The organism is Nesterenkonia maliinae, assembly GCF_051262655.1.
In the GTDB taxonomy this organism is placed as follows: domain Bacteria; phylum Actinomycetota; class Actinomycetes; order Actinomycetales; family Micrococcaceae; genus Nesterenkonia.
Window position 1 is genome coordinate 286,448 of the sequence record NZ_JBIMEY010000002.1, and the last position, 12,848, is coordinate 299,295.

General features: G+C 63.7%; 13 protein-coding genes. All 13 read left to right on the top strand.

All coding sequences use genetic code 11. From position 1 onward, the window contains the following. The first annotated feature begins 110 nt into the window (after window positions 1-110). The 13 genes from ACHAA4_RS05810 (at window position 111) to ACHAA4_RS05870 (ending at window position 12,792) form a co-directional block, all read left to right on the top strand. Window positions 111-920, top strand: a complete 810-nt coding sequence (locus ACHAA4_RS05810) for a carbohydrate ABC transporter permease (RefSeq protein WP_435773244.1) — start codon at window positions 111-113, stop codon at window positions 918-920. A gap of 3 nt (window positions 921-923) precedes the next feature. Further along, complete coding sequence (locus ACHAA4_RS05815; protein ID WP_435773245.1) at window positions 924-1,712, top strand: carbohydrate ABC transporter permease; 789 nt, start codon at window positions 924-926, stop codon at window positions 1,710-1,712. A gap of 32 nt (window positions 1,713-1,744) precedes the next feature. Beyond that, window positions 1,745-2,458, top strand: coding sequence for an SDR family NAD(P)-dependent oxidoreductase (locus ACHAA4_RS05820; RefSeq protein ID WP_435773246.1), 714 nt, complete (start codon window positions 1,745-1,747; stop codon window positions 2,456-2,458). Window positions 2,459-2,507: 49 nt separating this feature from the next. Further along, window positions 2,508-3,566: a Gfo/Idh/MocA family protein gene (locus ACHAA4_RS05825; protein ID WP_435773456.1), complete on the top strand. Its 1,059-nt coding sequence runs from the start codon at window positions 2,508-2,510 to the stop codon at window positions 3,564-3,566. Beyond that, window positions 3,566-3,958, top strand: a complete 393-nt coding sequence (locus tag ACHAA4_RS05830; protein ID WP_435773247.1) for a tautomerase family protein — start codon at window positions 3,566-3,568, stop codon at window positions 3,956-3,958. Before ACHAA4_RS05825 ends, ACHAA4_RS05830 begins: the two co-directional genes overlap by 1 nt. Then, a complete protein-coding gene (locus ACHAA4_RS05835; RefSeq protein ID WP_435773248.1) occupies window positions 3,955-5,244 on the top strand; it encodes an endo-1,4-beta-xylanase in 1,290 nt (429 codons plus the stop codon). The genes ACHAA4_RS05830 and ACHAA4_RS05835 overlap by 4 nt, the downstream gene beginning before the upstream one ends. Next, on the top strand, window positions 5,241-6,950 hold the full coding sequence (locus tag ACHAA4_RS05840) for an IlvD/Edd family dehydratase (RefSeq protein WP_435773249.1): 1,710 nt from the start codon (window positions 5,241-5,243) through the stop codon (window positions 6,948-6,950). Before ACHAA4_RS05835 ends, ACHAA4_RS05840 begins: the two co-directional genes overlap by 4 nt. A gap of 17 nt (window positions 6,951-6,967) precedes the next feature. After that, window positions 6,968-8,092: a zinc-binding dehydrogenase gene (locus tag ACHAA4_RS05845; protein ID WP_435773250.1), complete on the top strand. Its 1,125-nt coding sequence runs from the start codon at window positions 6,968-6,970 to the stop codon at window positions 8,090-8,092. Beyond that, on the top strand, window positions 8,089-8,841 hold the full coding sequence (locus ACHAA4_RS05850) for an SDR family NAD(P)-dependent oxidoreductase (RefSeq protein WP_435773251.1): 753 nt from the start codon (window positions 8,089-8,091) through the stop codon (window positions 8,839-8,841). Before ACHAA4_RS05845 ends, ACHAA4_RS05850 begins: the two co-directional genes overlap by 4 nt. Further along, the gene (locus ACHAA4_RS05855) at window positions 8,828-9,697 is read left to right on the top strand and encodes an SMP-30/gluconolactonase/LRE family protein (RefSeq protein ID WP_435773252.1); all 870 of its coding nucleotides are present in this window, start codon (window positions 8,828-8,830) and stop codon (window positions 9,695-9,697) included. Before ACHAA4_RS05850 ends, ACHAA4_RS05855 begins: the two co-directional genes overlap by 14 nt. A gap of 77 nt (window positions 9,698-9,774) precedes the next feature. Next, complete coding sequence (locus tag ACHAA4_RS05860) at window positions 9,775-11,199, top strand: aldehyde dehydrogenase family protein (RefSeq protein ID WP_435773253.1); 1,425 nt, start codon at window positions 9,775-9,777, stop codon at window positions 11,197-11,199. Window positions 11,200-11,482: 283 nt separating this feature from the next. Further along, window positions 11,483-11,746: a CopG family transcriptional regulator gene (locus ACHAA4_RS05865; protein WP_435773254.1), complete on the top strand. Its 264-nt coding sequence runs from the start codon at window positions 11,483-11,485 to the stop codon at window positions 11,744-11,746. 851 nt (window positions 11,747-12,597) lie between these two features. Then, complete coding sequence (locus ACHAA4_RS05870) at window positions 12,598-12,792, top strand: ferredoxin (RefSeq protein ID WP_435773255.1); 195 nt, start codon at window positions 12,598-12,600, stop codon at window positions 12,790-12,792. The last annotated feature ends 56 nt before the right edge of the window (window positions 12,793-12,848 follow it).

A 12,848-nucleotide genomic window follows, 5' to 3' on the forward strand; every position in this document is an offset into this window, starting at 1 on the left:
TCCTTCCTCCCACAGGAAAGAATCGCCGCAGGCGGAAGGCAGGAAGGCGACATAACCTCTACGGGAGCGGACTGCCGTGGATCCTTCCCGCACTCGTTCTAGTGATCGGGATGATCTACTTCTCCATCGGATACACCGGGTGGATGTCGATGCTCAATTGGACCGGCTTCATCCTCAGCCCGTCCGAGTTCGTCGGTGCCGACAACTATGTGCGCATGGTGCAGGACGAGGTCTTCTGGAGAGCGATGTGGCACACCGCCATCTTCTTCGTCGTGACCTTCACGGTGCAGACCGCGATATCGTTCACGTTCGCGGCCATCATGCATTCCCAGATATACCTTGCGCCGATCTACAAGGTCGTCATCTTCGTGCCGAACGTCCTGGCCCCCGCGATCATGGCCCCCGTCTTTCGCGTCATCTTCGACGCCAATGGCAGCCTCAACGGGGTTCTTGAGTCCATGGGCCTCGGATCGCTCGCCCGCCCATGGTTGGCAGAGGATCTCACCGCAATGGCCGTTGTGATGGCCGTGACCATCTGGCAGTGGACCGGACTCTCATTCATCCTTTTCTACGCTGCGATGAGCCAGATCGATCCACAGATCCTCGAAGCCGCACGCATCGACGGAGCGGGCAACCTCAGGACACTGGGGTCCATCATCTGGCCCCTGTGCCGCGGTACAACAATCGCGTTGGCCACGCTCGGAGTCATCGGTTCACTCAAGACGTTCGACGTGCCGTGGCTGATCGCTAATGGCGGCCCGAACCACGCGACGGAGTTCCTCGGGACGTATATCTACCAAACGATGGTCGAGCAAAAAGAGTTCGGGTACGCAGCGTCCATCTCGGTGGCGCTGCTGGTACTCGCCATCGTCGGCGGCTTGCTCACGCGTCTGGGCAATCGTCAGAGTGAAGGGGCCTGAATCATGTTCGAGATCAGAAGTTTACGTTCCCGCATCGCACTACAGGTGCTCGCTACCCTCATAGCCATCCCCTACCTGCTTCCCCTGCTGGCCATGGTGCAAGGCTCACTCGCGGGACGAGGATTCGACAACTACGTCAAGGTGTTCGACACCGGAGTGGTGCCGACATACTTCCGCAACAGCATCATCGTTGCCGGCTGCGCCATCGTCATCGTCTACGTGTTCACCATGCTGGCGGCCTTCGGTTTCGCGAAATTAAGGATCCGGGGCAAGGAAGTCTGGTTCTGGATGCTGCTTATCGCCCTCACCGTACCCGAAGCGGTGTTGCTGACCCCGCTGTTCGTCACCGCATCGACCTTCGACCTCTACAACGAACTCATCGCCGTCATCCTGCCCCTTGCCGCCCTGCAGGTGCCCTTCACCGTGCTCCTCGCGCGCAGCTTCTTCGCCGGGGTGCCCACCGAGCTGATGGAGGCCGGACGCATTGACGGAGCCAATGTGGTGAGGGTGTTCTGGCACATCGTGCTGCCACTGACTCGGCCAATCGCCGGAGCGGTGGTGATCCTGACACTCATCAACAGCTGGAACGCGTATCTGTTGCCGATGCTGATGCTGAACGATCCGAGCAAACAGGTGGTCACACTGTTGCCTTCGTATTTCCTTGGTCAGTACACAAACGATCAGACCGGCATCCTCGCTGCCGCAGTGATCACGTCGATACCGATGATCCTTGCGTACCTGTTGCTTCAGCGCACGTTCGAGCGGGGCCTGTCTGCGGGAGCCCTCAAGTGAGCGGGCCACTGCTTCAAGGCCAACTCGCCGTCGTGACGGCCGGTACCTCGGGAATCGGCCGCGCCGTCGTGGAACGCTTCCTCGCTGAAGGTGCCGAAGTCATCGTGACCGGAATGAGCCCCGAGCGCATCGACGAGGCGCAGCGTGCCTGGGGTGATCGGGCGCGGGTGCTGCGTGCAGATGGAAGTGATCTCGGCGATCTGGGTCGGCTAGTCGCCGAGATCGAGGCCACCGGACGAGACGTGGACGTACTGGTCGCCAATGCCGGACGCGATGTCGACGCGAAGAATCTCGCCGACACCACACCGGAGGACTTCGACTACGTAACCGACCTCAACTTCCGTGGCACCTACATCCTTCTGCAGAAACTCGCCTCCCGCATGGCGGACGGCGGACGGATCGTGCTCGTCTCCTCCATCGGAGCCAGCAACGGAAGCCGGGGGCATTCGGTCTACAACGCCACGAAGGCGGCCGTGCGCTCTCTTGCCCGGACGCTCACGTCCGAACTCGGAGAACGCGGGATCCGCGCCAATGCGGTGAGCCCCGGTCCGACAGCGACCGTAGGTTTCGACCAGTTCACCGGCGGCTCCAAAGAGATAGAGCAGAAGGTCGCCGCCATGGTGCCGCTCCGACGTGTCGGGCGGCCGGAGGAGGTCGCGTCCGCGGTCACTTTCCTCGCGAGTGCGGAATCCAGTTTCATCGCCGGGGTGGAACTGATCGTAGACGGAGGCATGAGCCAGGTATGAGGCTCCACCGCTCGTCGTTCAACAAGAAGGGTACACATTGTCCAATCCAGTGAAGTATGCAATCGTCGGCACCGGCTGGCGCTCCGAGTTTCATATTCGGATGGCGAAAGCCGCGCCGGACCGGCTCGAAGTGGTCGCAGTCTATGCGAGGTCGCAGGAGTCCGCTGAGCGGATGGCTCGTTGGGATGTGCCTGTCGTCCGTTCCCTAGACGAGCTCATGGCAGCGGCCCCGGAATTCGTGATCGCATCCGTGCCCTGGCCAGCGATGCCGGATGTTGTGACCGATCTCGTCGAACGGGGCGCCCGAGTTCTCGCGGAGACCCCACCGGCACCGGATGCCGATGGCCTGCGATCCCTGTGGGCAGCGGTGGGCCATACGAACCGGGTGCAGGTGGCCGAGCAGTACATGCTGATGCCGGGCCACGCCGCGCGTCTCGCTATCGTCGGATCCGACGCCATCGGGCGGGTGAACTCCGTCGAGGTCGCTTCGACGCACCTCTATCATGCTACGGCGCTCATGCGTGCCTACCTGGGGGCCGGTATGGAGAAGGCGACAGTCAATGCCCGCGCCTTCACCGCACCTCTGGCGGATCCGCTCTCCTTCGGCGGTTGGTCCTCGGACGTCGAGCCCCGACCACGGAACACCACGATCGCGACGCTCGACTTCGGGGACGGGCGGATGGGTCTCTACAACTTCGTCGACAACCAATGGTGGAACCCGCTGCTTGCGCGGCGTCTGGTACTCCGCGGCGAGCGTGGCGAGATCGTCGATGACACCGTGACCCGATTGACAGACGAGGGCGTCATCATTTCCCCGGTGTCGTACCGACGGACCGGGATCGACATGAACCTGGAAGGGAACGAGGTCGTCTCTGTGTCGTTCGAGGGCCGGATGGTCTACCTGAATCCTTGGGTCGGCACCCGGCTCTCGGAGGACGACATCGCCGTCGCCTCGTTCCTTGAGCGCACCGGCGCATGGGCCCGAGACGAGGCGTCCGATTCATACAGCCTGGCCGACGCGTGCCAGGACCACATTCTAGGACTCGCGATCGTGGAGTCCGCCAGAACCGGCGCCGATGTCCGCGTCGAAAAGGAGGTATGGGCCTGATGCCCCTCATCACTATAGAAGTCTCAGAAACCGTCCCGGCCGATAAGCGCCTCGCCTATGCGGACGCCGTGCATGAGGGCCTCGTCGCTGGACTCGGCATGGACGCAGCCGATCGATTCCAGGTCATTCACCCGCTGCCGGCCGGTCATCTCATCGCGGATCCGAACTATCTCGGCGGCGAGCGCCGCGACGTGGTGTACGTGCGGATCCTCATGGTGAAGATGTACGACGACGCGACGAAGGCCGAGGCCTTCCGTTCCGTCGCGCGTCGTCTCGAAGCCGAAGGCGTGCGGCCCGATGATGTCTTCATCGCCATCTCGGAGAACACGTTGCAGGACTGGTATCCGGGTGCGCGTGGGGACCGGGATCGCGGGAGCGAGGTCGTGCAATGACCGACCTGACCCACAGGCACAGCGATGCACGCATCCGGATCACAGACGCCGCTGGTCAGCCGCTGCCCGGCGCGCGGGTGAATGTGCGCCAGAGCGGACATGCCTTCGGCTTCGGAAACATCGGCTTTGACTTCATTGAATGGGTGGGCGGTGCACCCCCGACGGATTCACACCGCGTAATCGAATTCTTCGGTGGCGCGCTCGCCCCGGACCCGGACGCCCTGGCGCAGGACTGGCTTGAGCTCTTCAACATGGCGACCCTGCCGTTCTACTGGCGGGGGTTCGAGCCCGAACCTGGCCACCGAGACACTGAAAGAATGAGGCGCACCGCGCAGTGGTTCACGAAGCGCGGAGTGTCCGTCAAGGGGCATCCGCTGCTCTGGCACACCCTGGCCCCGGCCTGGTTGCTGGAGCTCGACGACGCCGGGGTGGAGTCGGCCATTCGCGAGCGGATCCGGCAGCTCGTGTCTGGCTTCACCGGAACCATCGATCTGTGGGACGCGATCAACGAGGCCGTCATCCTTCCGGTCTTCACCGCGGAGAACAACGCGGTCACCAGGCTCGCGCAGTCCAAGGGCCGCCTCGGGATGGTCAAGATGGCCTTCGAGGTGGCTCGGGAGGCCAATCCCTCGGCGCGTCTGGTGCTCAATGACTTCGATCTCTCGGAGTCCTATGAGCAGCTGATCGAAGAGTGCCTTGAGGCAGGAATACAGATCGATGCGATTGGGCTTCAGAGTCACATGCACAAGGGGTATCGGGGGGAGGAGCAGATCTGGAACGTCATGGAACGTTTTGCCCGGTTCGGTCTCCCGCTGCAGATGACCGAGACGACGCTGGTCTCGGGGGAGCTCATGCCGGGACATATCGGTGACCTCAACGACTACATCGTGGATGAATGGCCCTCTACGCCGGCGGGCGAGGAGCGTCAGGCTGAGGAGATCGCGAGGCATTTTAAGACGGTCTTCTCTCATCCCGCCGCAGAGTCGCTGACGTATTGGGGAATGACCGACCACGGCTCATGGCTCGGTGCTCCTTCAGGGCTTCTGCGTGCGGATGGCAGCAGGAAGCCTGCGTTCGATGCCCTGCGTTCCTTGATCAAAGAAGATTGGTGGCACCCCGAGGAAAGCCTCGTCGCGGACGCCGCCGGGGTGCTTCAAGTTCAGGGCTTTGCGGGGGACTATCTCTTGGAGGGGGCCCGGGGCTCCGCGAACCTCCGGCTTGAACAGGGTGCGGTTGAACGGGACGTCGTGCTGGAGTCGCGGACCAACGATGGGGACGGCGCATGAGCCGCAGTGCGGAGTTTTATGGCGGCTCTGACCGCAATGCCTATCTCCACCGAGCGTGGATGCGCCGGGGTGTTCCCGACCACGCCTTCGACGGACGCCCGAACATCGCCATCGCGAACACCGCCTCGGATCTCACTCCCTGCAATGCCCATCTGGATGAGGTGGCGCAGAGTGTTAAGAACGGCATCTACGAGGCCGGAGGTATTCCTTATAACCTGCCGATGGTGTCGCTCGGGGAGACCACTGTGCGCACCACTGCGATGCTGTGGCGCAACATGGCGGCGATGGCCGCTGAAGAGCTGCTGCGTGCCAATCCCGTCGACGGGGTTGTCCTGCTTGGGGGGTGTGACAAGACTATCCCCGCGCTGCTCATGGCTGCGGCCTCGGTGGGCATTCCGGCGATCGTGGTCCCCGGGGGCCCGATGCTCAACGGATCGTTCAGGGGTCGACCCCTGGGGTGCGGCACTGGCGTGTGGAAGCTCAGTGAGGAGGTCCGTGCGGGTGGGCTCTCGGACGCTGAGTTCCGCTCGACCGAATCTTCGATGATCCGCAGCCGCGGGCACTGCAACACGATGGGCACGGCCTCGACCATGGCCTTCATGGCTGAGGCGCTCGGGATGTCGCTGCCGGGTGTCGCCGGCACTCCCGCTCCCGACAGCCGTCTGCTCGAGCTCTCTCACGCGAGCGGGCGCAGGATCGTGGAACTGGTCGGGCAGGAGACTACCCCTGCGGACATCATGACGGAAGGTGCTTTCCACAATGCCATTGTGGCACTGGCTGCCATCGGTGGGTCCACCAATGCCGTGGTCCATCTGCTGGCGATCGCAGGTCGGCTCGGTGTCGAACTTTCGCTCGATGACTTCGACAGGATCGGCGATGGAGTGCCGCTGCTGGTGAATCTCCAGCCGGCGGGCGAGTACCTGATGGAGGACCTGTTCCGCGCGGGTGGCTTCCTCGCCGTCCTGAACGAGGTCAGGCATCTGCTCAACCCGAGCACTGTGACCGTCTCGGGTAGGCGGCTGGTGGATGAGCTGCCGGTAGAAGCAGTGTGGGATCGTGACGTGATCCGGACCGCGCAGGAGCCGCTCCAGCCCGACGCCGGCATCGTCGTGCTGCGGGGCAATCTGGCACCGTCCGGAGCCATCATCAAGCCGGCCGCCGCGAGCGCACAGCTCCTGCGTCATCGCGGTCCGGCCGTGGTCTTCGATTCCGTGGAGGACATGAGGGCGCGCATCGACGATCCAGATCTGGTCGTGGATGAGAATTCGGTGCTTGTCCTGCGGGGCTGCGGCCCGCGCGGCTACCCCGGCATGCCGGAGGTGGCGAACATGCCGCTGCCGCGCCGGCTGCTGGAGAAGGGTGTGCGAGACATGGTGCGCATCTGCGACGGTCGCATGAGCGGCACCGCATACGGCACGGTGGTGCTCCACGTGGCACCCGAGGCCGCCGCCGGCGGTCCGCTTGCTCTGGTCCAGGACGGGGATCTCATCGAGATGGACGTGGAGGCCAGGGGGCTCACGCTGCTGGTCCCCGAGGAGGAGCTTCGACGACGCACCCCTCCGACGCAGCTGAAGGCCGCGTATGCATCGCCGAAGCGTGGTTGGGAACAGCTCTACATCGATCACGTCCAACAGGCGGATACCGGTGCCGACCTCGACTTTCTGACAGGCGCGACCGGCCCTGCCGTGATGCGCGATTCCCACTGACGAATGGAACTTCTGAAATGTCCTACACGGTCAATGCCGCTGTGCTGCGGGAGATCGACCAGCCAATGCGCGTCGAGCAGATCCAGCTCTCTGAGCCAGGCGATGAAGAGCTCCTGGTGGAGATCGAGGCCGCGGGAGTCTGTCACTCAGACCTGCACTACCTGCGGGGCGGGCTCCGCGCACCTCTTCCTCTGGTCCCCGGCCACGAGGGTGCAGGGCGGGTCATCGCCGTCGGGTCGCGGACGAGCGGCGCGATCAGCGTCGGTGACCGGGTCGCGCTTCTCTGGCGCCCGAACTGCGGGCGCTGCGTGCAGTGCATGTCCGGAGCCTCGGTCATGTGCACATCGGCAGCGGTTCAGGCCCGCACGGGCGGTCTGATCGACGGTTCGATCCGAATGTCCGACGAGAACGGCCCCATCCATCACCTGATGGGAGTTTCCTGCTTCTCGGAGAAGGTGGTCGTCCACGAGCGCAGCGTCGTCCCGGTGCCCGAGGACATCTCAGCAGAGGTGGCAGCGATCGCCGGCTGCGCCGTGATCACCGGGGTCGGTGTCACCCGCAACGTCATTGGGGGTTGCCTGGGTGACCCCGTCGTGGTGCTGGGCGCGGGTGGCGTAGGGCTCGCGGCTGTGATGGGTGCGCGGCTGGCCGGGGCTCGGCCGCTCATCGCGGTCGACATCGACGACGGCAAGCTGGAGCTCGCCACGCGGCTCGGAGCGACGGCGACGATCAACAGCCGCGATCGGGACGTGGTTGAGGCGGTTCTCGAGCTCACCGGTGGGGGAGCGGCATGGGTGATCGAGGCCATCGGGCGTCCCGATACTCTGCGTGACGCCGTGCAGATGCTGAGACCTCGTGGCACCGCCGTCGCGGTTGGTCTGGGTGCGGTGGGACAGACGTTCGAGATTCCGATCAACGAGCTCGTCCAGCGGCAGAAGCGCGTCGTGGGCTCGCTGTACGGCTCGTCGACACCTGCCATAGACCTTCCCGTGATCTTTGAGCTGTACCGCTCGGGGGAGCTCCCGCTGGATGAGCTCATCGGGGCCCGGTACGCACTCGAGGACGTGACCGTGGCGTTCGACGCGCTCGCACAGGGTGCCGTCGGCAGATCGGTCATCGTCCCGGAGGGAGTCAACCCATGACATACGCGACATACCCCAGCCTCGCGGGGCGGACGGTTTTCATCAGCGGTGGCGCCAGTGGGTTGGGCGAGGAGTTCGTCCGCCAATTCGTCGCGCAGGGGGCCCGAGTCGGTTTTATCGACGTGGACGAGGAGAGGGGAGAGGCTCTCCTCGCGGATCTCGGCGACGCGGCACGATTCATCCAGTGCGATGTCAGGGAGATCCCGCAGCTGGAGGCGGCGATCACGCACGTCGCGGCGGAGCTCGGCCCGATCACGGTTCTCATCAACAACGCGGCTCACGATATGCGCCATACGCTCGCCGACCTCGATGTCGAAGAATGGGACGACCGCCAGGCGGTGAATCTGAGACACCATGTCTTCGGAGCACGTGCGGTGGCATCCATGATGGATGAGGCTGGAGGCGGCTCGATCATCAACCTCGGGTCCATCAGCGCGCACATCGATCTCCCCGACCTCGTCGGTTACATCACCGCGAAGGCCGGCATCGAGGGGCTGACGCGCGCTCTCGCCCGAGACCTTGGGCCTCAGCGCATCCGAGTCAACTGCGTGATCCCCGGGTGGGTGATGACTCAGCGGCAGCTGGAACAGTGGGTGACTCCGGAGGCGACGGCGCACATCGAGGCGAGTCAGTGTCTGACCGAAAAGCTTTTTCCGGAGGATGTGGCGCGGATGGTCCTCTGGCTCGCGGCGGATGATTCTTCCAGGTGCACGGCGCAGAACTGGGTGGTCGACGGTGGCTGGCTCTGAGTTTGAGCATCGCGGAAGCTGGTCGGGGGATCCGACGGTGTTCCACGGCGAGGGCGGCTACTGGGACGCGGGAGCCGGCGTGTTCCGTTACGTCGACATGTACACCGGTGACATCGTCACCCTGGAGGGCCCAGACACCACGCGAACGCATCTCTCGGCGCTGGTCGCCATGATGAGAGGTCGCCGCGCCGGAGGATACGTGGTGGCGGTCGAACGAGGCTTCCGCCTCCTCGGTGAGGACTTCAGACCCGAACAGTACGTGACGGCGTTCGACGATGGTGGCCTGCGCATGAACGAGGGCAGCTGCGATCCGGCGGGTCGGCTATATTGCGGGTCGATGGCCTACGAGGCCAGCCGCGGAGCAGGGGTGCTCTATCGCCTCGATCCTGACCTGAGGGTGCACCGGGCCCTTGAGGGAGTCTCAATCCCCAATGGACTGGTGTGGATCGAAGGCGGGCACACCGCGCTGCATGCGGACACGATGCATCGAGAGATCCGTGCCTACGAAGTAGACCCCTCGACCGGGGAGTTCGGCACCTCACGGATCTACGTCTCGATCCCGGAGGGGCACGGTGCGCCGGACGGTATGGCGCTTGACAGCGAAGGCTGTCTCTGGGTTGCGATGTGGGGCGGCGCGGCAGTTCACCGCTACGCGCCAGACGGCACGCTCACGGAGGTCCTCTCACTCCCGGTCACCAATCCCACGTCATGCACCTTCGGCGGCAAGGACGGATCGACGCTGTTTGTGACCACCTCCAAGGAGAATGCTGACGCCGCGGCAGAGCCGCTCGCGGGTCAGGTCTTCACCCGCCGCGTCGACGCCTCCGGCGCGCCCGTGCATGAATTCGGCGGGTGAAAGACGACGCGGGTGAAAACGGCGCGGAGAAAACTAGGTGTGAAAGATGAAGGAGCTGACGAGGAATGAGCGACACTATGGATGAAGAGATCGAGCAGGTCACGCGTGCCTCCGCAGTCTGGGCGGCGATGTCGCTGAGCGAACGTGCAGAGGCCATGCGGGGTGTCGCCGCGGGGCTCGAGTCGGCCGCGGACCAGCTGGTGCCCCTGGCGATGGCCGAGACGCATCTGCGAGAGGCGCGCCTGCGGGGGGAGCTGAAGCGTACGACGTTCCAGCTGCGATTCTTCGCGGACACGGTGGAGGAGGGAGACCTCCTCGAGGTGCGCATCGATCGTCCGGACAGACAGTGGCCTATGGGCGCCCCTCGACCTGACCTGCGGCGCATGCTCGTGCCGATCGGTCCGGTCCTAGTCTTCTCGGCAGGCAACTTTCCCTTCGCATTCTCCGTAGCGGGCGGAGATACCGCTGCCGCCTGGGCGTCGGGCAATGCCGTGCTTGTGAAGGCCCACCCGGGTCACCCGCGGCTCTCGGACGCGACGGCCGAGGTGGTCGCTCGCGCCCTCGCGGCCGCCGGAGCACCACAGAACCTGTTGCGAGTCATCCACGGCAAGGACGCCGGCGTCGCTGCGTTGAAACATCCATCGATCAAAGCAGCGTCGTTCACAGGATCGATCGAGGGCGGGCGCGCGTTGTTCGACATCGCGGCTGCGCGCCCGGAGCCGATCCCGTTCTACGGGGAACTCGGCAGCGTTAATCCGGCCTTCGTCCTTCCGGCTGCCTCGAAAACCAGGCCGCAAGAGATCGCGGCGTCCTTTCTCGCTGCCGTGACGGGCAGCCAGGGGCAGCTGTGCACGAAGCCGGGGGTGCTGCTCGTTCCCGCCGGATCGGCGATCATCGAAGAGCTCGGGCGGATAGACGTGGCGGAGGGGGCGCCTCTGTTGAACCTCCGCACCAGTGAGGTCTTTCTCGGCACGCTTGGACGAGTCTCCGAACATCCCGGGATCACGGTGTTGAGGGCCGGGCCAGAGAGCCGGGCGGAGGCTCCAGAGGTTACGCTGCTGCGGGCCGACGTCGAAGAGGTCATGACGGACGTCGAGGGGATCCTGACCGAGATGTTCGGTCCGGCGGCTCTCGTTGTCGAATACGGGGATCCGGCAGAGGCCGTCCGGCTAGCTAGGAAACTTCCGGGCCAGCTCACCGCCACGCTCATCGGGGAGGTCGAGGACGATCAAGAGCTCTCACAGGAACTCCTGCCAATCCTTTGCGACCGTGCTGGACGGCTGCTGTGGAACGAATGGCCGACGGGAGTTTCTGTGACGCACGCTCAGCAACACGGTGGCCCCTATCCAGCGACCACCGCGTCAACGACCACAGCGGTGGGCACCGCGGCGATCTCACGATTTCTGCGTCCTGTGGTTTACCAGAACTTCCCCGCCGTGCTGCTGCCAGGCCCGCTCCTTGACGCGAACCCACTCCGTGTCACGCAGCATGTAGATGGGTGAGAGCCTGATTGACGGTTGCGTAGCTTTGCGGACATAAGACGGCCTGAGAGGCCTTCGCCACAACGTGTCTCAGATCGGTAGGAACTTCTGAGCGTTCCGAGCTTTCATTGCTACGAACGCGTGATGTCGGGGCTGTTTGCTGTACATGGTTGGTTATCTGAACGAACGCAAACGTGTCGGAATCCGTGGCGTCCAAAGACAAGTCCGCTGGGTGACTGGTATTTCACGCGACGATCGCGACCCAGAAGGTGCTCAACGAAGTGGACCTAGGGAGGTAATCCAGATGGACGAGTGCACCGCGGTCAACGGTAAGACCTTCACTGAGGAAGATATCGAGGCATCGGCTACTGAGGCTGAGTCCGAGCAGGACTACACCGATTGTCATCTTGGGCCACCCAAGGTTGGCAGGCCAGTGAGCATCGGGGCCGATGCTCGACCCTTCACCATGAGGTTGGACGCTAACCGACGCGCGAAGCTCGACAAGGCAGCCTACGAGCAGCACACCACCGCTTCCGCGTTGATGCGCAGCCTGATCGATTCGCTATGAACCTCAGCTCGCAACCCTCTCCTTGTTCCTCGGCAAGTCGGCCATGTGGGCGGTGAGGGCACCATGCAACGCCGGTCCATCCTGAGAGGGACAGACGCAACGGTCGCACCATTCGGGCCTGGCGTTCAACCAGGGTGGTCACCGAAGTGTCCCGCTTTGATGCCACATTCTTCTAAGCTGGAGGTAAAGAGCCAGGCCTCGTCGTCACCTCATGCATCGAGCTGAGCAGACTCAATAGGGTGAGGACCAGGGCAGATCTCTTCGGGCACTGGTCTATAGCCTGGTGCGCAGGGTTGATGACTGACCCTGGTTCCGGATCTATTCCGTATATTCGCGAGCATGCGATGCGAGCTGCATCCAACCACATGTTGACCTGACCTGGAGCAACGAGAGCTCGTGCTATTCCGTAGAAACCCCTGATAGAGCCCGACTCTTACTCGAAAGGTCACCGGATCGACGCCGGTCGGAGCCACCTTTACCCGGTATCGGGTGAGAAAGCCCCTGGATCTCCAGGGGTTTTCTTGTGTCTGAGGTGATCCGGAGCTCCTCTCCGTCAGGCGTTCCGGACAGATCCCATCATCAAGGTCAGTCCCAGGGGCCGCTCCTCCCCGATTCCTCCTGCTTCTGTCGACACCTCCACGGCGTTTACAGAGAGGTCCTGGGTCATGGGCGAATCAACAACCTGGCAGCGGTGGTGGCCTTGTGCACTCCCATGTGGAAGACGAGTATAGGAACCACGCCCACATATCGGAGCTAGGATCGGCTCGATGTCCGAGAGATCGCCCGCCAACCCGTGGTTGGTGGACTCAACTTTCGTTGCTGAGTCATCCCTTGAAGGAAGGACCAACTCAGTGAAGATTGAGACCACCGAGGATACCTGTGTTGCGGCGGGGCAATGTGTGCTCTCGGCCCCGAATGTCTTTGCACAACGTGCCGAGGACGGAAAAGTGGAGCTGCTCGACGACGATCCTCCGGCAGCCGAACACGATCTGGTCCGGGAGGCTGCGGATTTCTGTCCATCGGCATCCATCCACATCCAAGAGTAGAACCCTGGGCGTCGTAGAACGGGTGGAGTTCGGCTTTGGGATGCACCCCTAGCCGC

Coding starts and splice junctions, on each gene's coding strand:
- ACHAA4_RS05810 (WP_435773244.1), top strand. CDS start 111: ATGATCTACTTCTCCATCGGATACACCGGGTGGATGTCGATGCTCAAT.
- ACHAA4_RS05815 (WP_435773245.1), top strand. CDS start 924: ATGTTCGAGATCAGAAGTTTACGTTCCCGCATCGCACTACAGGTGCTC.
- ACHAA4_RS05830 (WP_435773247.1), top strand. CDS start 3,566: ATGCCCCTCATCACTATAGAAGTCTCAGAAACCGTCCCGGCCGATAAG.
- ACHAA4_RS05835 (WP_435773248.1), top strand. CDS start 3,955: ATGACCGACCTGACCCACAGGCACAGCGATGCACGCATCCGGATCACA.
- ACHAA4_RS05840 (WP_435773249.1), top strand. CDS start 5,241: ATGAGCCGCAGTGCGGAGTTTTATGGCGGCTCTGACCGCAATGCCTAT.
- ACHAA4_RS05845 (WP_435773250.1), top strand. CDS start 6,968: ATGTCCTACACGGTCAATGCCGCTGTGCTGCGGGAGATCGACCAGCCA.
- ACHAA4_RS05850 (WP_435773251.1), top strand. CDS start 8,089: ATGACATACGCGACATACCCCAGCCTCGCGGGGCGGACGGTTTTCATC.
- ACHAA4_RS05860 (WP_435773253.1), top strand. CDS start 9,775: ATGGATGAAGAGATCGAGCAGGTCACGCGTGCCTCCGCAGTCTGGGCG.
- ACHAA4_RS05865 (WP_435773254.1), top strand. CDS start 11,483: ATGGACGAGTGCACCGCGGTCAACGGTAAGACCTTCACTGAGGAAGAT.